The following is a 22103-nucleotide window of genomic DNA, read 5'->3' as shown; positions in this document are numbered from 1 at the left end:
ACCTTGATCATTTCAAGCTGTTCCTTGACGCTTTCGGCGCGCTGCTTCATGAAGGATTCGTCTTTGACCTTCTTCTGCAAGTCAAACATGGCATCGAAGAAGGCTTCCGGACGCGGAGGGCAACCACCGATATACACATCCACCGGGATAATGTGGTCGATACCGGGCACCGTGCAGTAGCAGTCATAGAAACCGCCAGAGCTTGCGCATGCACCCATGGCAATGACCCAACGAGGTTCAGCCATCTGTTCGTAGATGCGCTTTAAGATCGGAGCCTGCTTATAAGTAATCGTACCTGCAACAAGCAGCACATCGGACTGACGCGGCGTAAAACGCACGTATTCAGAACCGATACGTGAAAGGTCGTAACGACCCACTTCCGTACTCATGAATTCGATTGCACAACAAGCCGTACCGTAAGGGAACGGCCACAAGGAATTGGAGCGCCCCCAGTTGACCAAAAAGTCAAGCGAGGACGTAATGATATTCGGCTTTTCTGCCTCATTACCCATAGGAGTTACCTCATAAAATTCGCGCCTAAAGATAGAAAAATAGTTGGCAGTAGGCAGTTGGCAGTAGGCAGTAGATGCTTTGGGAAAAAGCTGTTTTTTGCTTCAGACACGTCCTTTTTTCAAATGCAACAAAAATGTAAGAAGTAGGCGGTAGGAAGTAGGAAGTAGACAGTAGGTTGCAATAGAGTGGAAAATCACATTTTAATGTTATTTCTCAAAAAATGTTCTCACCTTAGTTCTCATAAATATTATATTATCCTCGTGGAAAACTATATCGACATTTACCAGTTTACGCACTTCCGCAAGTACTTGGAAGAATACCAGGCGGCTAGAGTCCAGTCCGACCCGGAATTCACCCGTACCGGAATCTGCAATATGCTCGGCCTCCCCAAGACGCGCAGCTACTTTGCCGATGTTCTCAGAGGGAAAAAGGTCAGCCCCCGCATGACAGCCAAGTTTATCGAAGTCCTCGGCCTCAACAAGAAAGCCGCAAAGTACTTCGAGACCATGGTGAAGCTTGACCAGGCAAAAACCGAGACGGCCCGTAGCGCCGCCATGGAAGAGCTCCTGCACCTGCACCCGAATCCGCAGCATATCCTCGATTCGAACACCTACGAATACTATAACCATTGGTACCATAGCGCAATGTTTGCTATTCTTGATGCTATGGACGTTACAGATGACTTGACACCGGTGCAAAAGAGAATCTTCCCGAAAATTCCACTCGGAAAGATTAAGGATTCGTTGTCTCTTTTGGAAAAGCTGGGCCTCGCCCGCAAGAACGAATCTGGTTTCTGGAAGCCGACCAAGGAATCCATCTCCAGCGGTCCGTACAACAACGCAGAACTCATCAAGCAGTACCAGCTGCAATGTTTTGAACTTTCGAAGCAGGCGCTCATCACGCGCCCCAAGATGCCGACCGTCATGAGCACGCTCACCTTCAGCATCTCGAACAACGCCTACAAGAAACTTGAATCCGAACTCCAGGAATTCAAGGCTAAGGCAAGACGCATCATCAGCGAGGACAACGAAAAGGCAAACGGCGTTTACCAGATGAACTTGCACTTGTTCTCTAACCTCGATCCGGAGGTTAAGGCATGATGAATTTTAAGATTTTAAATACAGCAGGGATTTTTGCCCTCGCATCGATTTTCTCCGCCTGTACCGACGAGAACCACGCCGGCGTACTCACGGAAACTGAATCCGGCACGACCATCGCAAGCATCGAAGGTACCGTCAAGAACGAAAGCGGATACCCGGTCGCAAGCGCCAAGGTAAACCTCATCTCGGCAACGCACATTGCAGCCCGCATGGCCCCCATCAAGACCGCCACGACAGACGACGACGGCAAGTACACGATGGATAGCGTCACCGCAGGCGACTATGCCTTGCAGATTAGCAACACGGACCACACGCAGTCCGGCTACCAGACCATTACCGTCGAAGAAGGCACCACCGACTTGCAGACGCAATCCGTCCCCGAAGTAAAGCTCGAAGAAAACGCAAGCCTCGAACTCAAGCTCAGCGCCTACGAGCTCGACTTGGGCGACACGCTCTGCATCACGGGCACGCTCAACTGCATCGCCGTACAGAACAAGGATATCGAAGCCGGAACCGTCATCCTCGACGAAATTCCGCCCATGGAATTCACGAAGATTACGCTCATCAAGACTTCGGACGAAGACACGGACTCCATCACGCAAGACGTCCTGTGGGATTTCGCTCCGGGCAAAAAGCTCGAAGTTTCGGAAATTCGCATTCCGGTCATCGTCTCGCAAGACGCCTTGAGCACCGCAAAATACTGGATCGACAAGACAGAACTCGATTCCATGATTGTCCCCGTCACTTTCAAGACGAGCATCACGAATCCCGTCCTTCTTAGCGACGACGGCGACACGCTTGCACTCTACAAGTTCGAAAACGACCCGAGCAACTCGAAGTACCTGACCGTCATCCCAAGCATCGATGTCGGAACATACACGTTCTCGGTGGTCCCAAGCGAAACGGCCATCCAGCCGGCGCAAATCTACAAGGCTTTCAGCGAAACGACTCCCGGCATGAACATCATCCAAAACGAAAGCTGGAAGGCGTTCGGCAGCATTCTTGGAATCAGTTTCTGGATAACGAAGGACAGCTTGTCTAGCGCAGCCGATTCCATCTACGTGGATACCCGTCAAGAAGAAAGCGATGTTGCCTTCAGCATAAAAGTCGGACGTGAACCGAACCAGCTCTGCGCCGAAATTTATAAAAGAACGTCTGAAGGCGAAGACGATACCGAAAACCATTACACCTTGAAGGATTCGTCTTGTCAAGAAGTTCTGGACGGAGAACGTCACCACTATTCGATATTCATCCAGTCTCATCATATCGTTATCGCCATAGATGGCAGGGTCACCGATACAAAGGACTTCAGCGATCAGTTCCAGTCCATTCCTCCAATTACATTGGGGAATCATAAGCTCGAAGACTTCGTCATCTATTCGCTCGGAGAAGACGTCACGCAAAGCAGCGACAGCTGGAACAAACTGCACGCCTGGCTCTCCGCCTACTACGCACTGCAGAAGTAATCATCGTCATCCTGAGTGGCGATTGCCGCGAAGGACCCATTATGTCATGCCCGCCTCCGCGCGGGCATCTCCTTTTTTATCGAAATACGATTTTTTCTAGTAACTAGTAACTAATAACTAATAACTATTTTTATATATTCCCTCCTATGAAAGTTCTCGTTCACAACAGAGGTGTTTGCCTGGAATGCGCCGGCTGCGTCGGCGTGTGCCCCAAGATGGCGCTAGACATGTATGGTCTAGATTTGCAAATTGATCAGGAAAAATGTATCAAGTGCGGTCTCTGCACAAGAGCATGCCCCGCAGGCGCCCTCAAAATCCAGGAGTTGAACGATGTTCTGTAATAACGAATATGATGTCGTCGTCATTGGCGCAGGTCCCGGCGGAAGTGTTGCCGCGAGGAATCTTTCCCGTGCAGGCCACAAGGTTCTCCTTCTCGAAAAGCGCGAGAAGATTGGCTACCCTGTACGCTGCGGCGAAGCGAGCACCAAGCTTTCGGACTTACAGACTTACGGTCCGATTGACGAAGACTGCATCGAAACGATAATCAACGGACTTTATATTTACGGTCCGAACGGCGTAAACATCGACCTCGCGCAAAAAGGCACGGGCATCATGCTCAACCGCGAAAAATTCGACCCGTGGCTCGCCCACCTCGCCGCAAATGACGGCGTAGAAGTCGTCACCCGCGCCCGTGCAGAATTTGTCGGAGATGTCGAAAGCGGGACACGCCTCGTGCGCGTGAAACTCGGCGAAGGCGCCGGCGAAACAACCGAAGAAGTCCGTGCCAAGATGGTCATTGCCGCAGACGGTGTCGAAAGCCGCATCGGTCGCCAAGTCGGACTCGATTGCCTCCAGAAACCAGCATTCACCTGCACCGGTGTCGATATCCAAGTGCAAGGCATTCTCACCAAGCCGGACTACCTCACGTTCTGGCAAGGTCATGACTTTATCAACGACGGCTACATCTGGAGTTTCCCGAAGGTCAAATCCAACGTCACAAACTTCGGCGCAGGATTCCTGATTTCGAACAATCACGGTTCAAACGTCTTGGACATCACGATGGAATGGCTCTATAAGCTCTTCCCGGGAGCGCAAATCAATCACGTTGTCGGAGGCGTCATTCCCGTCTCGAGCGTTCTGAAAGATTACACGCTGGACCGCTTTGCCCTCGTTGGCGACGCCGCCCATCACACGAACCCGCTTACAGGTGGCGGCATCGCGGCCGCCATGCGCGCCGGACGGTTCTGCGCCCAGACCGTCCACGAGGGCTTCGAATGCGGTAACTTAAGCAAGGAATTCCTCAAGACGTACGAAAAGCGCTGCTACGATTACTTTGGTCGCATGCACGACTTTGAATACAAGTTCCGCAGGTTTCTCTTGAACGTGAACAAGGAAGAACAAACAGAACTCTACAAGGTTCTTCAGAACTTCGCGAAGCACGGCTGCAAAAAGCGCGCCTTCTTGCAAACGCCTGTTTCCTCTGCGAAAATGCTCTACAAGTTCCTCAAGTTCAAATAGTCCGCGCACTTGTCATGCCCCGCACCGACGGGGCTTCTCAATACAAAGCAAAAAGCCGGTTCATCACCGGCTTTTCGCATTTTTATAAAGCTCTAAAGTGACTATCTGTTATTCAGGTAATTCAGCACCTTGTTCGTAAGGTCGTTTTCCTTTTTCCAGAAAAGTACCGCGCCCGTTGCACGGTCAATGACCATGTCATAGCCTTCCTGCAAAGCGATTTCGTTCACCGCCTTACGGATAAGCTGGATAATCGGAGCGCTCACCTTTTCGTTTTCGGTGATGAGCTCGCCGTTACGGCCATAGACGCGGTCAATAAAGGACTTGAGTTCCGTATCCTTCTTGTTGTACTCGGCTTCAAGTTCGCGCTTCTTTTCGTCCGAAAGCATCAGGACCTGCTTATCGAGCCTTTCCTTGATAGCGGCAAGTTCCTTCTGCAAGAGGTTGGCCTGCTGTTCCCACTTTGCCACCTGGCGGTCGTATTCTTCCTGAGCCTTCCTGGTACCCTTGAATCCGTCAAAGATAATCTTTGAATCCACATGGGCAATGCGAAGGCCGTCTTCGGCAAAGCTTGCGCAGGCAAAGACTACCGAAAGCAAAACGATCAACTTGCGAATCATAGCGCACCTCCAATCAGACTAGAAAGCCTGACCAATGACAAAGTTGAATTCCATATCACCCACCGTAGTGGACTTCGTACCGTTATAATTTTCACCCGGATCAAGCGGCCAAGCAAAGTCGAAGCCGATAATACCAAGCATCGGAACTACGACGCGGAAACCAAAACCGATATCCTTCTTGAGCGTGGTCGGATCCCATTCGCTAAGCGGGTTCTTTCTCGGCTTGTCAATTCTAGCTTCCGTATCGATACGTTCACCGAACACGTTACCGGCATCAAAGAAGAACGGCAACAGGTAGAACGTCTGCGGCACTAGGCCAAGCTGGAGTTCTGCACCGATATACTGGTAGCTGCGGCCCAGGCGGTTACGGCCAATAGAACCAGAAGCATAACCACGGAGCATGCCATCGTAACCAAGCACACCACCCATAGTGTAGAGCGTGCGATGCTGCAACTTGTCACCAAAGATGACACCGTATTCGTTTGTAAGGGCAATTGCCAAGCGGTCGCGGAAGAGCGGGAACCACCACTTGATGGAGAGGTCAGCCTTCACGAATTCGAAGTCACTGCCAAAGTACTTGTTGGCCCACTGCAAATCGAGCACGTAGCGGGAACCTTCGGTCGGGAACTGCGGCAAGTTCTTGTCGTCACGCTGGATGCGGAAGTTGAACGCCGATTCGATACCCGTATAGACCACGTAGCTGTTGTCGATGTTCGGCCCCTGGTCGTTCATGAGCCAGCCGTAACCAACCTGACCATAGAAGTAGTCGTCCGGCCACTTGAGGCGCTTACCCACAAAGATGTTTCCACCATAGCGGGTAATGTCGTGTTCGTCGTAGTCTTCCATGTTCCACCAGGAGTAGCTGAGGCTAGCACCAAGCGTAATCGGCTTGTCGAGGAACCACGGTTCGGTAAAGCTAAGTGTTGCGCTCTTCTTGTCGGCGCCGTATTCCAAATTCAAGGCGGCCTGCTGACCATCGCCCATACAGCAGTTCGGGATGGAAATACTTGCCGTACCGACAAAGCCATCGCTTTCGCTATAGGAAACGCCCAAGCTGAACTGACCCGTACCGGCCTGCTTTTCTTGCACGGCAAAGTCGAGGTCCACTTCCTGTTCGCCCACGACCTTGATATCAGGCACGACCATGTCGAAGTAGTTGAGCTGCATAATGTCGCGGAAGCTACGTTCCAAAGCGGACTGGCGGTAAGTATCGCCCGGATAGAGACGGACTTCGCGGCGGATGACCTTTTCGTTCGTCTTGGTGTTGCCACGCACATGCACCTTGTGGATCTGAGCAGGCAAGCCTTCATTCATCCTGTAGGCAAGGTTCACAATGGAATCGTTTTCAAACGTTCTCTCTTCGTCGAACTGGGCAAAGAGGTAACCATCTTCACGGTAAGAATCAAGCAAGGCCTTGCGGGATGCTTCGTAGAGATACTGGTCAAACACGGCACCGCTATCAAGACGGAACACATAGCCAAGCATGGCGTCGCTCTGGACTTCGTTACCCGTAAAGTGGAGTCCGCCCATGTAGTAGCGGCGGCCTTCGGTCACGTCGATATGGACGATAATATCGCTAGAGGTCTTGATGTTATCGTACTTGTAAAGGGCGGGGATCATGTCCTCGATCATGTAACGCACGAGGAGCTTGCTTTCGTAAGCGGAACGCTTCTTGATCTTGAGGAGCGAATCAATCTTCGGGTTATTCCACTTGCGGTCAGCCACCAGGCCAAGCCATTCCTTGCGGGCGCTTTCGTAGCGGATAATATCGTTCAGGATCTTCCAGGCGCCTTCTTCGTCCTTCACCTGCGGCATACGCCTTGTGAGCGGATACTTGTCGCCCGCCTTGCGCATGTTCCTGTAATAGTGAGACACTTCCATCGTCGGCTTGCCCGCCATCTTGTAAAGCGGGTTCGTCGAATCAGCCAGAGCCTCGTTCAACTGCGTGTAGAGCGGAGCCAGACGTTCTCCAACCGGCACCATGCGTCCAAGATAGAACAGGCAGGTAGAATCCGGGAGGTATTCGGCGTGGTAGTCATTCAGTTCTGCATCCAGGTAACCGAAATGGCGGAAGACGTTCAGCACGGTATCGCGGTCGGCTTCAAAGACATTTTCCTTGAATTCACCGCCACCCCACCACTGGTTCTCTTTCGAGAGCATGTGATCTGCGATTTCTTCGACAGGCACATGGTCATTGCCCTTCACGTCAATGCCGCGAATACGCACCTTGCTGCCTTCGCGAATCACGAAAGTCACCTTGTTCTGGTATTCGTCCACCGGTTCTTCGCGGTAGCCCACTTCGGCAAGGAGAAACCCTTCGGAGCGGTAATGGTCGAGCATGGCCTGGCGCGTACGTTCCAATTGCGCCTTGCTATAGACCTGACCCGTAATCATGTGGATTTTCAAGCGGAGGTCGTCTTCAGAGACTTCGTCACAACCATCCAAAATTGCGGTATCGAGAGCAGGGAGTTCCTTGACCTTAAACACCAAGTCCACATAGGAACCTTCGTCGCCAACGTAATCCACCCAGGCAGTCACATCGTCAAAAAGGCCCGAAGCATAAAGCGTGCTCACGGAATTCTGAACTTTTTCGGAAAGCGAAGACGGGGAATAGCTTTGACCCGTACGGATGCCGATACGCCCGAGAACCGAACGTTCGTCCATGTGATGAGTACCTTCGACGCGAATCTTGTTGATCTTATTCTCAACCATATACTTGTCGGAAATCTGCGACATGTCCAACAATTGGGCATTCGACATACCGACCAAAGCAAGAACAAATAAAAGCGAACGGGAACGCAGAATAGACCTACCTATAAAGCAGTTTATTTTAATTTCTGCCCAAAAATACAAAAATTACACTCCCCCGCCCACACGAGATTTTTAAAAAAGGCCAAACGGCCGACGAATAAACGTCAATGATTGAATAAGAGTTATATCGTCCCGATTTTTACACTTTCTGAAAGTGTTACGTTATGGGCTTAGGGACTCCATATATATGGATAATCGCAAGCCGAGCATTTTCGCAAAGAAAAAGAAACGCACCTAAATGAAACACAACGCAAGCGCATTATATATATTTAAGGCGAAAAATTTTAACCTAACCCTCTATTGAAGGATACTATGCGATCTACAGCCTGGAACGACGAAGAAAACAAGATCTTGCCCGAAATGGCGCTTGATTTTATGCCCGAAGAAAAATTGCGCGAATTGCAGTTGCAGCGTTTGCGTGCAACCGTGAAGCTCGCCTACGAGAAGGTTCCGCTGTTCCACGACCGCATGGTCGAAAAGGGCGTTACGCCCGATGACATCAAGTCTTTGAAGGACATCGCCAAGATCCCGTTCTCCATGAAGAAGGACTTGCGCGACACTTATCCGTACGGTCTCTTCGCTGTCGACATGAGCGAAGTCGTGCGTCTGCATGCAAGCTCCGGCACTACCGGTAAGCCGATTGTTGTCGGTTACACCAAGGAAGACATGGAAGTCTGGGCCCAGGTCGTGAAGCGCGGCCTCCTCGCCTGCGGTTTCCGCAGCACAGACATTGTGCAGAACTTCTACGGCTACGGCCTCTTTACGGGCGGTCTTGGCATTCACGGCGGTTTCGAAGCCCTCGGCGCCACAGTCGTGCCGATTAGCGGCGGTAATACCGAACGCCAGGTGATGCTCATGAAGGACTTCGGCGTGACCGCAGTCGGTGGCACCCCGAGCTACTTTGTCCGCATTATCGACGTTGCCGAAAAGATGGGCGTCGACATTTCCAAGTTGAACGTGAAGCGCGGCATCTTCGGTGCTGAACCGTGGAGCGATGGCATGCGCGACTACATCGAAGAAAAGACGGGCATCAAGGCTTACGACATTTACGGACTTTCTGAAATTGTCGGCCCGGGCGTAGGTTGCGAATGCGAATGCCGCGACGGCATCCACATTTTCGAAGACCACTTCTACCCTGAAATCGTGGACCCGGAAACGCTTGAACCGCTTCCGGACGGCGAGGAAGGCGAACTCGTCATCAGCACGCTCAGCAAGCGCGCTATGCCGATCCTCCGCTACCGCACCCGCGACATCACAGCTATTGAAAAGACCAAGTGCGCCTGCGGCCGTACCATCCGCCGTATCCGTCGCATCGGCCGCCGCAGCGACGACATGATTATCATGCGTGGCGTGAACGTGTTCCCGAGCCAGATCGAAACGGCTCTCCTCCGCGCAGAAAAGGCTTTGCCGCATTACCAAATTGTGCTCGACACCAAGAACAACATGGATACGCTCGAAGTCAAGGTCGAAGTTTCTCGCGACATGGTGAGCGACTCCATGAGCGATATGGAACAGCTCTCCAAGAAGTTCAAGCACTCCATCGAACAGATTCTCGGCATTTCCGTGATTGTCACGCTCTGCGAACCGGATTCTCTGCCGCGTAGCGAAGGCAAGGCCAAGCGCGTCATCGACAACAGAAAGAAGATTTAAGAAGGAGAAAAAAAATGAAAATTCCACAGGTTTTAGTTTTCGTGTCGAACCGCCCGGGCCGTCTCCAGGCAGTTTGCCGCTCGCTCGCTGATGCAGGCATTAACCTTCTCTCGCTCACGCTCGCCGATTCCGGCGAATTCGGCCTTATCCGCCTGATCGTGAACGATTCTGAAAAGGCTGTCAATGTCCTTGCCAAGGCTGGCCTCAGCGCAACCGTTACCGACGTTGTCGCATGCCCTGTTGCAGACAAGGTCGGCGGTCTTGCAGACCTTCTCGACGTTCTCGGCGACTTGCAGATTGACTACATGTACGCCTACCCGTCCGAATGCTCGACGGCAACGAACGTCATGATTCTTCGCTTCAGCGATACCGAAAAGGCGCTCAAGGTCTTGGAAGAAAAGAACTTCAAGACTCTCAGCACCACAGAAATGCTGGGCTAAACGCGAGTCGCGCAGTCTGTGCAAGTTAAACGCGCAGACGAGATGCGCGAATGCGCGGACTAAACTACGCACGCTATTGCAAACAAAAACAGCTAAACGGTTTCCCGTTTAGCTGTTTTATTTTGGATTTCAGTTGAGTGAAACTACCTGAACACGGCGGTAACAGACGTGACTTCACCCGGGTTCACCTTGCGGGTCATATCCGTGACACCATCGCTCCAGCCCGTGAAAGTGCTGCCAGAATTTGCCTGAGCTGTAAGCGTGACCGGCACATCCCTGTAAAGCGAGACCGTCATCGAAGACTTATCCAGAGCAAGGCCATCCACGAGAATCGTGCCGGAACCCTGCGCCGTAAACGTCATTTCAACCGGAGAAGAAAGCGTAAAGTACGATTCCATCTGTTCACGGACCTTAGCCTGACGCGTCTGGGCAAAGCTCTTTATCGTTTCCAAAGCGTTACTCATGCTAGATGCATTATAACCCCAGAATTCCTGATCACGAGCCACTTCAGGTTCCACCTGTGACTGCAAATCGTTAATGCGCTTGAGGAGCCTATCCGCCGAGAAGTTCATCGAAAGGAGCACGCTAAAGCGGTTGATAAACGCATTCTTGAAGCCCTCGTTACTGAGCAAGCGAATCATGAGAATCGTGTGCGGAGAAATAGAGCCGTTCGTCACCTGCTGCTGGCCACCGCCCATGCCACCCATGCCGAAGCCCATTCCCATACCCATGCCACTTGTGCCACTAGCATTCGTCACATAGCTGAACACGTTTCCGGTCTGGGTATTGTAAGACACGCCGAAGCCAAAGTCCGTATCGTACATGAACCATTTCCACTTCGTCTTCTGACTTGCGACACGCCACTTTTTCATGTTGTTGTGCGGCCAGTCGCTGTTGTTCAAGAACATTTCGGCTTGCATGTAATTCATGTAGTTGTCGACATCAACCTGGTCTGCAATCTTCTTGTAGTTTGCATCCGATTTCAAATCGTTGTTCTGCAGCCAATCCAACATAGATTTGTAATCCGCAGAAGAACCGACACTCGCTTCATCTGTACCGCTGGATGTTGTTGCAAGAAGGTCAATATCGTTCGGGTCATAGCCGTACTTGGTTTCGTAATAGTATTCGTTATTGCGTTCGCGCAAGTCGTGGATACCGTAATACTTGCCATTGTAATACACGATAACATAACGGCCACGCTGGTAATCAACGCCCAAGCCTTCCGTCATCGAAGTACCCACACGGTCGCGCACGTAATCGTCGCCGGAATTGTTACCAAAGTTTCTGAGCGAGAAGGCCTTAAACTTCTTGAGTTCCGGATAATCCGGGAACAGCGTGTATTTCAGGCGCTTTTCGCCATACTCTTCGCGCAGTGTCACCGCAAAGGACTTCTTTTCTTTTGCACGGCTGTACTGGCCAGAAATCTTGTAGTCGCCCATCACGCCAAACGCCGGAGCCTGCGGCTTGCCAGGTTCAAACATTTCCACATAAACCGGGAGTTCGCGATTGCTCCAGAAGTTTGCGCCCTTCTTCGGATCCATCATCGAAGCATTATTGCCCGTCATGTAAAGGCCGGAATCGGGGCTGAACATCGAAAGCGGATCGGTCGTCACAAAAAGCGCGGCAAGCGTGGGCTGCTTTTCGAAAACATAAGTACGGATAATTTCTTCGCTCGGGTAAGAGCCGCCGACATACGCACGGCAACGCAAAACCGTCGTAGCGCTAATCGTCACCGTAGTCTGCACTACCGGAGAATTTGTAGTCGGTTCGGCACCGCCCTGTTCGCAACGAGTACCCGCCGGGAATGTCGCCGTCACCGCAGACGTGTAGAAACCAGAAGGCGGAATGTTCACTTCGGCAACTTGAACTTGTTCGGCAAAGACCTCACCCGCCGTATTGCCATAAGGCGACGGAGTCGCAAATCCCCACTTGCCGGCACCATCACGAGACCAGGATGCGGTCGTCGGAACAGCACCAAAACGAACAGAGTCCAGCAAAGCGCCTTCGGCATTTACAAAGTACAATGCACCGCCATCCTTGTCCACCTTGAACGAAGCATGCGGTTCATGGCCGCGATTGCGAGCAATGTACGACGTAATCTGAATGGTCGTCGATTCACTTCCCTGAGTTTCAGTTGCAAACGTCGTTGCAGTCACATTATTGCGCTTGAGGTCCTTCGCATTATCATCTAAGCGGACATAGAACACCGATGACAAATCACCCGTACCGCGGAGATTCTTGCCGCTCCAACTGCTGAGCGAATCGCCTTCCTTAAAGTTCACACGGATTTTATGATTTTTTGTGATAAAGCCACGGACAACAAGCTGGTTGACCTTGCTAAGGCTAGACGCATTATTGGTCTTGACAACCACGCGAGAGTAATCCCCACCCTGGGCAACCTTCATCACAGACCCAATCTGGACAGAGCCATTTTCGCTAAAGCAGAGCGAAGACTTACCTTGCAAATTTTCGACATTGTTGCCAGATGATGCAGCACCGGTATTGCCGCCCATGTTGCCGCCCCAGCCGCCGCCACCCCAGTTGCCCATTCCGCCACCGAAATCGCCAAAGTTGAAGCCGCCCATGCCACCCGATGCAGATTCAGAACTGCAATCCGAGCTCATCATATTAAGCGAATCAGAAGGCAAGACATAGTCAGGATAATTCTTGCCCGAAAGGAAAACGATCATGAAACTTTTGGCAGGAACAGTCGCATTGCCAAAGACCCAGCGACGCGGATTAGACAAATCATCCGTAAGCGCATACCCATTCAAATTGACGGGAGCATCGGACGAGTTGTAAAATTCAACCCATCCTGGATCGTTGCCGTCATTGTCCTTGAGATTTGCATTTGTCGGAGAAACTTCCGAGAAGAACACCGGGCTATTCCCTTCGAAATGCGGAATAACAGTAGCGGCACTCGAAGCCGGAGGAACCTGAGCGCTAGAAGTGGGAACTAATGCCGAAGAAGATGACTGAACTACAGGAGACGACGTTCCCGGAACACCCGCAGAGGAGCTACCCGGAATGCCAGCTGAAGAAAGTCCCGGAGCAAAAGACGAACTGGACCAACCGCCCAATTGACCGTCATTGGAATCGGAGCTAATTTCACCAATTCCCGGAGCCGCCATGCCGAAATCCGAAGAATTCGAATCACCGCAAGCGGATAAAACCAAACCAAAACTAATCCCAAATAACGCTACACCAGAAAAGATTTTTTTCATGTCTGATCCCTTAGAATTGAGCGATACATTTTGAGCGCCACACCAATCCAATCCTTGAGTTAAGTATATATTTAGCCGCATTGCAAAAGCCTCTTTTTTTAATTTCACGTTGTAAAAGGATTGAGCATTTGACAACACGCAAAAAAGCGGAACAAGGCGTTCCGTTTTACTATTTTTGTCGTGAAAAAATTTTAACAAAAGCAGGATTTTACATGAATTTCAGCGACTTCAGCAAGGCGAGCCAACAGTTCAATCAGTTCAGCCCCGAGATGAAAGAACAGATGATGAAGATGGCAAAAGTCCGCGTAAAGGAAAAATTACTCAAGTGGCTTGCGACACCGACATTTGTGCTGCTCGGAATTATTCTCGGCGCAGTCATCGGCGCACTCACCGCATGCTTTGGAGACATCAGCGACAGGCTCTCCGCCATCCGCGATGCAAACCCGTTGTACTTTATCCCCGCCCTTGCCATCGGCGGTGCCGCAATTGTATTCGCTTATAAGAAATGGGGACGCTGGACAGAACGCGGCATGGACCAGGTCTTCGCCGTAGGACTCAACAAGGAATCCGATTTCCCGCTCGTCTCTATCCCGATGGCAGCAGTGAGCACTTGGCTGACGCAACTCTTCGGCGGAAGCGCAGGTCGTGAAGGTGCTGCTATGCAAATAGGCTCCGCACTTTCGTACAACATAAGCAAGAAGTTGCCATTTGAAAACGCAGCGCATGTTATGCTCGTGACAGGCCTTGCCGCAGGATTTGCCGGAATTTTCCAGGCCCCGATGGCAGCCACAGCATTCGCTTTGGAAGTTTTGCTCGTTGGCCATTTGGAACTTGGCGCATTGCTCCCCGCCGCAGCAGCCGCATTCACCGCCTGCAAAGTTTCGAGCATGCTTGGATTCCACAAGTTCAGCGTAGACTTAAGTTCGCTTCTAGATGCGAGCGGATTTTCGGCAAGCATTTTCACGAACGAAGGTGCGCTCGACGGAAAGTTCCTCGTGAAGCTTGCGCTGATGGGCGTGCTCTTCGGAATTGTCGGTGGCGGATTTGCAAAGCTCCTCGGACTCTCGCAAAACTTTTTTGCCAAGAAGTTCCCGAACAACATCAAGCGAATCGCTATTATGGGCGTTGGAATAAGCGCTTTGCTGCTCGTATTTTTCCAAGGTCGTTATGCCGGACTTGGAACAAACTTGTTGGATTTGAGTTTTGGGATTAATGCTACCGGTGATTCCGCGGGCATTGCTAATGCGAGTGCCGCCGGAACCGCCGACTTAATTGGGAACGTTGCCGGATATGACTGGATTCTGAAATTTGCACTCACAATCCTTACGCTCTCCGCCGGATTCATCGGCGGTGCCGTCACCCCGCTTTTCGCCATCGGTGCTTCCTTCGGAATTTTCATCGCAAGCATGTTCGGAACGCCTGTTGCCCTTGCCGCAGCCCTCGGCTTTGCGGCCGTGTTCGCAAGCGCAAGCAACACGCTCTGGGCTCCCATCCTCATCGCCGGCGAAATCTTCGGATTCAATTGCCTCCCCGCATTCTTCATCGTCTGCACAGTCGCTTACATCTGCAACGGCGGACAATCAATCTATAAACAGAAGAAGATCAGGATCAAAATTTAAAAAGCGAAGTCTTACCGGCAGGCGTTTAGCACGTCGGTCACGACGCTGTCCATGAAAATCCAACCGCGACCGACAAGTTTCAAGACTCCGCTATCGAGCATCGCAAAATCTTTCTTGACCCACGGCTCATAGCCTTCCGGCGAAACAGAAATTCCGTCAGCAGCAAGCGCATTCAGGTCGAGACCAGAGCGTTGGCGCAGCGAGAGCCATACGCGCTCCGTCAAGACATCGTCTTTGTCCAGATCATCGTATGTCAGCGACGCATCCGGCGAACCCGCATTCACGTAATCGCGCCAACGCGGATACATCTCTGGAGCGCAGAAACGGCGACCATCAAAATAGCTGTGCGCGCCCGGTCCAAAGCCAATGTACTCGCCGCGATTCCAATAATTCATGTTGTGCAAGCTTTCATCGCCAGGCTTCGCAAAATTTGAGACCTCGTAACGCGAGAAGCCCTTTTTCTCAAGAATCTCTACACCACCGAGATACATCGGCTCGTACAAGCTCTCATCAATTTTTTCTTCGCCACGCGATACGCGACCGCCCAAAAGCGTTCGCTCACCCACATTCAATCCGTAAAAGCTCAAATGCCCAAGCGGAAAATCCGACAAGCGGTCCACATCGCTCAAAAAAGAATCTACCGACTGCCCCGGCAGATCAAACATCAAATCAGCCGAGACTTTCGTCTGCGGAAGCGATGTCAACAAGCGCAAAGCTTCAAAGCCACGTTCCACCGTGTGCCTGCGTCCAATACGGTCCAAGAGCGTTTGCGAAAACGTCTGGAGTCCAAGGCTAAATCGACGCACACCACACGAAAGCGCCATCTGCACAGATTCCTCGGTACATGATTCCGGGTTGAACTCCATTGAGACTTCGTCAAGCGATTCCACGCGAACGCCACATTCCGTAAGCACCGCAAAAATCCGCTCAAGGCACGCGCCCGGCAAAATTGAGGGAGTTCCACCGCCGAGATAAAGCGTTCGCGCTTGCGAAAGCGCTCCACGATGCGTATCATTGAATGCACGGATTTCACGCTCCAACAGGCCCACATACTCTTCAAACAGCCGGGCATTCGCAGGCATCACGCGAAAGTCGCAATAATCGCAAATTTTCGCGCAAAACGGAACGTGGATATAAATACCGAACATAAAACTACAGTAAACAAACGATTACCTTAAAAAAATATAACTTTTTTCAGCCCACCCCTTTACAATTGGTAAATTTGTTTCTATAATTGGGTCACCCTGCGGGAATAGCTCAGTTGGTAGAGCACGACCTTGCCAAGGTCGGGGTCGAGGGTCCGAGTCCCTTTTCCCGCTCTAAAACAAAAAGCCTAGCGTCAAGCTAGGCTCTTTTGTTTTATGTACTGAACTGGACGAGGACCCGAGAAGAGGGGCCGACTAAACAACGAGATGCACGAAGTGCGTACGAGTTGTTTAGGAATTATCGCGTAGCGATAAGCCCGTAAGGGTGAGGAGTCAGCCCGTGCCTTAGCACGGGTGACTGACGACGAATCATTCCCTTTTCCCGTTCTCACCCACGTTACCCGCTCTTAAACAAAAAAAATTTCACTTTTTCGGCACTCACCCCTTTATAACTACAAATTTTATTTCTATATATGGGCTACCCTCGCGGGAATAGCTCAGTTGGTAGAGCACGACCTTGCCAAGGTCGGGGTCGAGGGTCCGAGTCCCTTTTCCCGCTCTAAAACAAAGAGCCTAGCGTCAAGCTAGGCTCTTTTGTTTTATGTACTGAACTGGACGAGGACCCGAGAAGAGGGGCCGACTAAACAACGAGATGCACGAAGTGCGAAGAGACAAATTTTGCGCTTGACGCGAACGCAGTGAGTGCAAGCCCGAAGGGGCAAAGTCCAGCCGCGAAGCGGGGACTGGACTTTGACATTCTCGCTCTAAAAAAAAGTCGCTGCAAAGCGCCTTTTTTGTTTTGTAGTCAGATGCTGAACGAGGACCCGAGACCCCTCGGGGGAGAGGGTGCGACCAAATTCTTTCGGAACTCTCAAAAAAATTTCACTTTTTTCGGCACTCACCCCTTTATAACTACAAATTTTATTTCTATATATGGGCTGTCCTCGCGGGAATAGCTCAGTTGGTAGAGCACGACCTTGCCAAGGTCGGGGTCGAGGGTCCGAGTCCCTTTTCCCGCTCTAAAACAAAGAGCCTAGCGTCAAGCTAGGCTCTTTTGTTTTATGTACTGAACTGGACGAGGACCCGAGAAGAGGGGCCGACTAAACAACGAGATGCACGAAGTGCGTACGAGTTGTTTAGGAATTATCGCGTAGCGATAAGCCCGTAAGAGTGAGGAGTCAGCCCGTGCCTTAGCACGGGTGACTGACGACGAATCATTCCCTTTTCCCGCTCTAAAAAAGAAAAACCACCTACAAGGGTGGTTTTCTTTTTTTATATCGTAATTTGGACGAGGACCCGAGAAGAGGGTGCGGCAAAATTCGGCGCATGCACGAAGTGCGAAGAGACGAATTTTGCGCTTGACGCGAACGTAGTGAGCGCAAGCCCGAAGGGTCAAAGTTCAGCCGCGCAGCGGGAACTGGACTTTGACAATCCCGCCGCCCGCTCTAAAACAAAAAAGATGCTGCTAAGCGTCTTTTTTTTGTTTTATAACTAGGAGCCAGGCGTTACGGGCTGGCGTCTGAAGCCCGTTAGAAGGGGTGATGGAAGACCCGTAGGGGCTGCAATCAGGGGGAAGCTTCCCCCTCCCACCTTTTTTAGAACGACATTTTAAGCTTTAAGTCAGCCTTGATCGGAGTATCCGGGCCAACCACTTCTTCCTTGCCCAACAGCGTCAGCGCGGAAGCCTGAACGCTAACATTTGGGGTGATTGCATACTTCAAACCGGCATAAGGGCGGACAGCTAAATCACCCGTATGGCTCTTGCCAACGTTTTCCCCTTCATAAGTAAACTTGCCGATCCATACAAACATATCAGCACCGATAAACGGGGTCAGCGGAATGCCCAGATTAAAATCAGTCTCAACACCCAAATTCAGTCTCAACGGAGGCGAAATCTTATCATCACCTCTGGTATTCACAGTAAGGCCCAATTCCGCACCAAAATCTACAACACCAAGATTCTGGGAATACTGAGCACCAAAACAGAAAGACCATTCACTGTTATTGTAGGGGTCGTTGCTTATAGGGACTTGAACGTCCAAGAAGGCGTTCAACATCGGCATAAACTGGTAGCGAGCCATAAACACAGGATTCGCAAGACCGTTTTCGTTGTTAATGTTCAAGTTCACATAATACGGAAGGATCACGCCCAATTCCAAATTCGGCATGACCGTATAACGGGAGCCGATATAAGGCACGAGCTTCATGGGCTCGCCCTGTTTGACAAATTCAGTACCGACTACGATTTCGCCCTTGTGGTCTTCAAGGACGGGGAACTTATCCCAAGTTGCAAAGCTTGCGGTTGCACAAAGTGTCGCGGCAAGAAATGCCTTTTTCAACATATAAAATCTCCTTTTTTCTAACGAATTAACATTTTCATCAAGGAATATACAAAACAGACAAATTGCAGAAAAGCGATTCTAAATAATTTTCAAATAAAGAAAAACCCGGTCCTTTTGAACCGGGCTAAACATTCTAATTAGATTGTTAATTACAGTTTCATATCGCTCAGGCGAGTGCTTTCCACGCGGTCAAATTCCAGTTGGATTTCAGCAGAGGGTTCCTTGGTCAAAAGGCTCACGACGACGATTGTAACGAAGGAGAGGATAAAGCCCGGCACGAGTTCATAAATCTGGAAGATTTCGGCGGAGAATCCGGAAAGGTAGAACTTCCAGATAAACGTCGTAAGGCCACCCACGAGCATACCCGCAACAGCAGCCGGGAGTGTCGTACGTTTCCAGAAGAGAGCAAGCAACATAATCGGGCCAAACGTTGCACCGAAACCGCCCCAAGCAAAGCTCACGAGGCTCATCACCACATCAAGGAAGCTCTTGCCGTGCTTCACGCCGTCGGCACTCGGAGCGCCCTGCATCGCGACAATCACAGCGATAAGCGTAATCACCACGACCACGCCACGGCTCACCCACATCACTTCCTTGTTGCTTGCGTTCTTGCGGAACAAGTGCTTGTAAAGGTCGTTACTGAATGCGGATGCGGACACCAAAAGCTGGGAGTCGGCAGTACTCATAATCGCAGCGAGAATAGCAGCCATGAGGATGGCGGCAATGGCCGGATGGCAAAGTGCCTGGCAGAGAATCATGAAAATGCGTTCCGGATCATCAACGGTAATGCCGTGAGCAGTCACGTAATAGCGGCCGAGGAGTGCAATCATCACGACTGCAGCAAGGCAGATAATCACCCAAGTCATAGCAATACGGCGAGAATCCTTGATTTCTTCGGCGTTCTTGATGGACATGAAGCGCACAAGGATGTGCGGCATGCCAAAGTAACCAAGCCCCCACGAAAGGCTAGAAATCAAAGCGATAAGGCCAATGGACTTGCCCGTCGTTGCGTTCGTGAAAAGGCTCATCAAGTACGGATTCTGGGCGTTCACCGCATCCATCGTCGAGGCAAAACCGCCCGAACCGCTCATGATCATCAGCGGAATCACGAGGACGGCGATAAGCATCATCGAAGCCTGGATAAAGTCAGTCCAGCAAACGGCAAAAAAGCCACCCATGAACGTGTAGCTCACCACCACGACGGCACCGAGAATGAGGCCCGTGGTGTAATCCAAACCAAAAATCGTACCGAAAAGTTTTGCACTAGCGACAAAGCCCGACACCGTATAGAACAAAAAGAACGCGAGAATGAAAATCGAGGCAATCACGCGGATGATGCCCTTATTGTCGCGGAAACGGTTCGAGAAAAAGTCCGGGAGTGTAATCGAGTCGCCGCAGAAATGGCTGTACTTGCGGAGCCTGCGACCGACAATTTTCCAGTTGAAGTACGTACCGATCACAAGGCCGATACCGATCCAAGCTTCGGAAAAACCGCTCACGAACACGGCGCCCCGAAGGCCCATCAGCATCCAGCCGCTCATGTCAGACGCCTGGGCGGACATGGCGACCACCCACTTGTTCATGCCACGGTTACCGAGGTAATAGGCGTTCAGGCTGTTCGCCTTGCGAGAGAAATACGCTCCGATGCCAAGCATCATCAGCAAATAAAGGATAAAGACGACAATCGTCATAAGACCTCCGAAATGTTTTTGCCAAATTTAAAAAATTGTCGGTTATAGACGATGCGCTTGCCTTTTACACCGTCGGTTGCGCAAACGTGGTCTACGGGAGGCTTGAGCATGTTCGCCACGAGATGCGCGGCTACCGTCTCTGCAGGCACCGGGCGGAAATGCGCAGGAATCCATTCCGGGTGCGACCCGAAAAGCTTTTGCATCAGCTCTTCGCCAAAGCGCTTGTCCTTGTGCTTCCCGAGGAGGAGCGACGGACGCACGAGCGTGAGCGATTCAAAACCCATCATCGTGAGGCCCTCTTCGAGTTGCCCCTTCAGGCGGTTATAGAAGAACGGCGAATGAGAATTTGCACCCATGGCACTCACGCACAAAAAATGCTTGACGCCCTGACGCTTCGCAAGGGCAGCAAGCGTGAGCGGCAAACGCAAATCGACCTTTTCTTGAGCAGCCTTACCCCCCGCCTGCTTGAGCGTCGTCCCTAGGCAACAAATCACCGCATCGCAGCAGGTAAAGTTCTCGCAAACGCTAGACACCCTTTGCTCTTCGGGCCTTGCGCTCAAAAGAGCGTTAAAATCCACCGCCTCAAAATTGAACTTCAATACGCCATTAAAAATGCCCAGCGCATTCAAGTCTGGGACCGAACGCACCGGGCAAAAAACAGATTCCACGTCATCTAAACGGGAAAGCAACTGAGCGACGCTCTTCCCGATAAGTCCTGTTGAACCAAGAAGAGCGACTTTCATTAAACACCTTCGTCCACTTCTTGGCTCGGAATCATCCAGCCAACCGCATCACCGCGAACCGGGAGTGCCGTCACTGCGCCAGCTTCATCAACAATCACGGCAATGCCCGACAAATAGTTGACCCAGTGGAACGGAGATTCATAAGCTTTCAAATTGATGGTCCGATTCGAGACAAACACAATCAGCGGTTCAACCAACATGTCATGGCTCACAAGCACACTCACGCGCTTCCAATTCGGCATGTTCGCTACAATAACTTCGTTCACGAACTGATTGCCGCGAGGATACAAATCGTAGAAATAAGTTGAAAGAGTTGCGCCAATCGTAGCGGCATAAGAGAATGGAACGCCATAAGAATATTGCGCAATGAACTTCGGATTTCCGCCCTTCTTAGAGACAAGCGCATCCAGCGAATCGCTAGGCACGGTCAAGAAATAACCGCCATTAACGCCATCCCACGTCACGACCTCGGCGGTTTCGCCACGGCCTGCGGCAATGTTTTCGCAAGTTGCGCGGGTACGCAAGAAGTTTGTCGAAGCATAATAGAACGATTCATCGCCCACCAGCTTTTCACCGAGGGTCTTAGCCATTGTAATACCAATGGGAGTCAGCGTCGATTCTGTTCCCAAATTATTCTTTTGACGCTTGGAATGGCGAATCACAAAAGCAATCTTGCTCGTCTTCGGCACAGCCTTATAGACATCGCCCATGTCGTAGAAGCCATCTTCATCCGGAGCCAAGGCGAGAGTACCTGGAGTCGTCGCAAAAGTAAAGGGACCATTCACCGTAGCACCCGCTGAACTCGATGACAAACCCACATCGGACGAACTTGCCGGAACGCCAGAGTCTGTAGCAGAGGAACTCGAAGCGGGATTCGAAATATTTTCACTAGAAGAGGACTGGGTATCGCCAGCTTGGCTTTGCGGCTGATCTACACTAGACGAAGAAACGGCCCCCGTATTCGGAGCAGCCGGGAAAGAGTTCGACGAATCGTCGCCACAACCGGCAAACATGCAAAGCCCGACAAAAAGGGCGCTCACAAGATACTTAGCGGAAATATTTTTCATATTCAAAAATCCTCATATACTAACATTGAAATTTAGATTTTTCCGAAAAATTTCCTCGTAAAAGTTTCATAAACACAGCTCAACAACACTTAAAATTTGCGATTCGTCAGGAAAAAGCGCATTTTCGCCCCAAACTCCGCAAAACTATGTATATTTA

General features: G+C 51.1%; 15 protein-coding genes, 3 tRNA genes and 1 pseudogene. 10 read left to right on the top strand and 9 right to left on the bottom strand.

Annotation, left to right across the window (positions count from 1 at the left end):
* Positions 1-11: 11 nt before the first annotated feature.
* Positions 12-512 (bottom strand): annotated as a pseudogene (locus tag FSU_RS12640) (NADH-quinone oxidoreductase subunit B); the annotation flags it as partial.
* 261 nt (positions 513-773) lie between these two features.
* Between FSU_RS12640 and FSU_RS12635 the strand changes: the two are divergent.
* From FSU_RS12635 to FSU_RS12625, 4 genes are all read left to right on the top strand, one after another.
* Positions 774-1613, top strand: a complete 840-nt coding sequence (locus FSU_RS12635) for a TIGR02147 family protein (protein WP_041260474.1) — start codon at positions 774-776, stop codon at positions 1611-1613.
* Positions 1610-3079 carry a carboxypeptidase-like regulatory domain-containing protein gene (locus tag FSU_RS12630; protein WP_014546772.1) on the top strand — a complete coding sequence of 490 codons (1470 nt, stop codon included), beginning with the start codon at positions 1610-1612 and terminating at the stop codon, positions 3077-3079. The genes FSU_RS12635 and FSU_RS12630 overlap by 4 nt, the downstream gene beginning before the upstream one ends.
* Positions 3080-3225: 146 nt before the next feature.
* On the top strand, positions 3226-3420 hold the full coding sequence (locus FSU_RS16145) for a 4Fe-4S dicluster domain-containing protein (RefSeq protein WP_014546771.1): 195 nt from the start codon (positions 3226-3228) through the stop codon (positions 3418-3420).
* The gene (locus tag FSU_RS12625; protein ID WP_014546770.1) at positions 3410-4597 is read left to right on the top strand and encodes an NAD(P)/FAD-dependent oxidoreductase; all 1188 of its coding nucleotides are present in this window, start codon (positions 3410-3412) and stop codon (positions 4595-4597) included. Before FSU_RS16145 ends, FSU_RS12625 begins: the two co-directional genes overlap by 11 nt.
* A gap of 101 nt (positions 4598-4698) precedes the next feature.
* Here the strand turns inward: FSU_RS12625 and FSU_RS12620 are convergent, their stop codons facing one another.
* Complete coding sequence (locus FSU_RS12620; protein WP_014546768.1) at positions 4699-5214, bottom strand: OmpH/Skp family outer membrane protein; 516 nt, start codon at positions 5212-5214, stop codon at positions 4699-4701.
* Between the two features lie 18 nt (positions 5215-5232).
* Positions 5233-7974 carry a BamA/OMP85 family outer membrane protein gene (locus FSU_RS12615; RefSeq protein ID WP_015732210.1) on the bottom strand — a complete coding sequence of 914 codons (2742 nt, stop codon included), beginning with the start codon at positions 7972-7974 and terminating at the stop codon, positions 5233-5235.
* Between the two features lie 363 nt (positions 7975-8337).
* Between FSU_RS12615 and FSU_RS12610 the strand changes: the two genes are divergently transcribed.
* On the top strand, positions 8338-9675 hold the full coding sequence (locus tag FSU_RS12610; RefSeq protein ID WP_014546766.1) for a phenylacetate--CoA ligase family protein: 1338 nt from the start codon (positions 8338-8340) through the stop codon (positions 9673-9675).
* 14 nt (positions 9676-9689) lie between these two features.
* The gene (locus tag FSU_RS12605; RefSeq protein ID WP_041917860.1) at positions 9690-10115 is read left to right on the top strand and encodes an ACT domain-containing protein; all 426 of its coding nucleotides are present in this window, start codon (positions 9690-9692) and stop codon (positions 10113-10115) included.
* Between the two features lie 143 nt (positions 10116-10258).
* On the opposite strand, the gene FSU_RS12600 is transcribed toward FSU_RS12605, so the two are convergent.
* Positions 10259-13339, bottom strand: a complete 3081-nt coding sequence (locus tag FSU_RS12600; RefSeq protein ID WP_244263639.1) for a CotH kinase family protein — start codon at positions 13337-13339, stop codon at positions 10259-10261.
* Positions 13340-13551: 212 nt separating this feature from the next.
* Here FSU_RS12600 and FSU_RS12595 point away from each other — a divergent pair, with 212 nt between their 5' ends.
* Positions 13552-14958: a chloride channel protein gene (locus tag FSU_RS12595; protein WP_015732208.1), complete on the top strand. Its 1407-nt coding sequence runs from the start codon at positions 13552-13554 to the stop codon at positions 14956-14958.
* An 11-nt stretch (positions 14959-14969) separates the two neighbouring features.
* Here FSU_RS12595 and hemW read toward each other — a convergent pair whose 3' ends face one another.
* Positions 14970-16106, bottom strand: a complete 1137-nt coding sequence (hemW, locus tag FSU_RS12590) for a radical SAM family heme chaperone HemW (RefSeq protein WP_014546763.1) — start codon at positions 16104-16106, stop codon at positions 14970-14972.
* A 98-nt stretch (positions 16107-16204) separates the two neighbouring features.
* On the opposite strand from hemW, the gene FSU_RS12585 reads away from it, so the two are divergent.
* The 3 genes from FSU_RS12585 to FSU_RS12575 all read left to right on the top strand — a co-directional run bounded on the left by FSU_RS12585 (position 16205) and on the right by FSU_RS12575 (position 17122).
* Positions 16205-16277 (top strand) — tRNA-Gly (locus tag FSU_RS12585).
* A 312-nt stretch (positions 16278-16589) separates the two neighbouring features.
* Positions 16590-16662, top strand: a tRNA-Gly gene (locus FSU_RS12580).
* Between the two features lie 387 nt (positions 16663-17049).
* Positions 17050-17122 (top strand) — tRNA-Gly (locus FSU_RS12575).
* Between the two features lie 576 nt (positions 17123-17698).
* Here the strand turns inward: FSU_RS12575 and FSU_RS12565 are convergent.
* The 4 genes from FSU_RS12565 to FSU_RS12550 form a co-directional block, all read right to left on the bottom strand.
* The gene (locus tag FSU_RS12565; RefSeq protein WP_014546762.1) at positions 17699-18445 is read right to left on the bottom strand and encodes a transporter; all 747 of its coding nucleotides are present in this window, start codon (positions 18443-18445) and stop codon (positions 17699-17701) included.
* A 149-nt stretch (positions 18446-18594) separates the two neighbouring features.
* A complete protein-coding gene (gene putP, locus FSU_RS12560) occupies positions 18595-20136 on the bottom strand; it encodes a sodium/proline symporter PutP (RefSeq protein ID WP_014546761.1) in 1542 nt (513 codons plus the stop codon).
* Positions 20133-20879 (bottom strand): Rossmann-fold NAD(P)-binding domain-containing protein, encoded by a 747-nt coding sequence (locus tag FSU_RS12555; RefSeq protein WP_014546760.1) that lies wholly within the window; start codon positions 20877-20879, stop codon positions 20133-20135. Before FSU_RS12555 ends, putP begins: the two co-directional genes overlap by 4 nt.
* Positions 20879-21946 (bottom strand): histidine phosphatase family protein, encoded by a 1068-nt coding sequence (locus FSU_RS12550; protein WP_014546759.1) that lies wholly within the window; start codon positions 21944-21946, stop codon positions 20879-20881. The genes FSU_RS12555 and FSU_RS12550 overlap by 1 nt, the downstream gene beginning before the upstream one ends.
* Positions 21947-22103 lie beyond the last annotated feature (157 nt).

This window comes from Fibrobacter succinogenes subsp. succinogenes S85 (assembly GCF_000146505.1).
Classification (GTDB): domain Bacteria; phylum Fibrobacterota; class Fibrobacteria; order Fibrobacterales; family Fibrobacteraceae; genus Fibrobacter; species Fibrobacter succinogenes.
Note: the sequence above shows the minus strand (reverse complement) of the source record. Positions and strands in the feature narration are given on the sequence as shown.

Bases quoted from the DNA above. Each gene is read 5' to 3' on its own strand.
- FSU_RS12630 (WP_014546772.1), top strand. From the start codon at position 1,610: ATGATGAATTTTAAGATTTTAAATACAGCAGGGATTTTTGCCCTCGCA.
- FSU_RS16145 (WP_014546771.1), top strand. From the start codon at position 3,226: ATGAAAGTTCTCGTTCACAACAGAGGTGTTTGCCTGGAATGCGCCGGC.
- FSU_RS12625 (WP_014546770.1), top strand. From the start codon at position 3,410: ATGTTCTGTAATAACGAATATGATGTCGTCGTCATTGGCGCAGGTCCC.
- FSU_RS12620 (WP_014546768.1), bottom strand. From the start codon at position 5,214: ATGATTCGCAAGTTGATCGTTTTGCTTTCGGTAGTCTTTGCCTGCGCA.
- FSU_RS12615 (WP_015732210.1), bottom strand. From the start codon at position 7,974: ATGTCGAATGCCCAATTGTTGGACATGTCGCAGATTTCCGACAAGTAT.
- FSU_RS12610 (WP_014546766.1), top strand. From the start codon at position 8,338: ATGCGATCTACAGCCTGGAACGACGAAGAAAACAAGATCTTGCCCGAA.
- FSU_RS12605 (WP_041917860.1), top strand. From the start codon at position 9,690: ATGAAAATTCCACAGGTTTTAGTTTTCGTGTCGAACCGCCCGGGCCGT.
- FSU_RS12600 (WP_244263639.1), bottom strand. From the start codon at position 13,339: ATGAAAAAAATCTTTTCTGGTGTAGCGTTATTTGGGATTAGTTTTGGT.
- FSU_RS12595 (WP_015732208.1), top strand. From the start codon at position 13,552: ATGAATTTCAGCGACTTCAGCAAGGCGAGCCAACAGTTCAATCAGTTC.
- hemW (WP_014546763.1), bottom strand. From the start codon at position 16,106: ATGTTCGGTATTTATATCCACGTTCCGTTTTGCGCGAAAATTTGCGAT.
- FSU_RS12565 (WP_014546762.1), bottom strand. From the start codon at position 18,445: ATGTTGAAAAAGGCATTTCTTGCCGCGACACTTTGTGCAACCGCAAGC.
- putP (WP_014546761.1), bottom strand. From the start codon at position 20,136: ATGACGATTGTCGTCTTTATCCTTTATTTGCTGATGATGCTTGGCATC.
- FSU_RS12555 (WP_014546760.1), bottom strand. From the start codon at position 20,879: ATGAAAGTCGCTCTTCTTGGTTCAACAGGACTTATCGGGAAGAGCGTC.
- FSU_RS12550 (WP_014546759.1), bottom strand. From the start codon at position 21,946: ATGAAAAATATTTCCGCTAAGTATCTTGTGAGCGCCCTTTTTGTCGGG.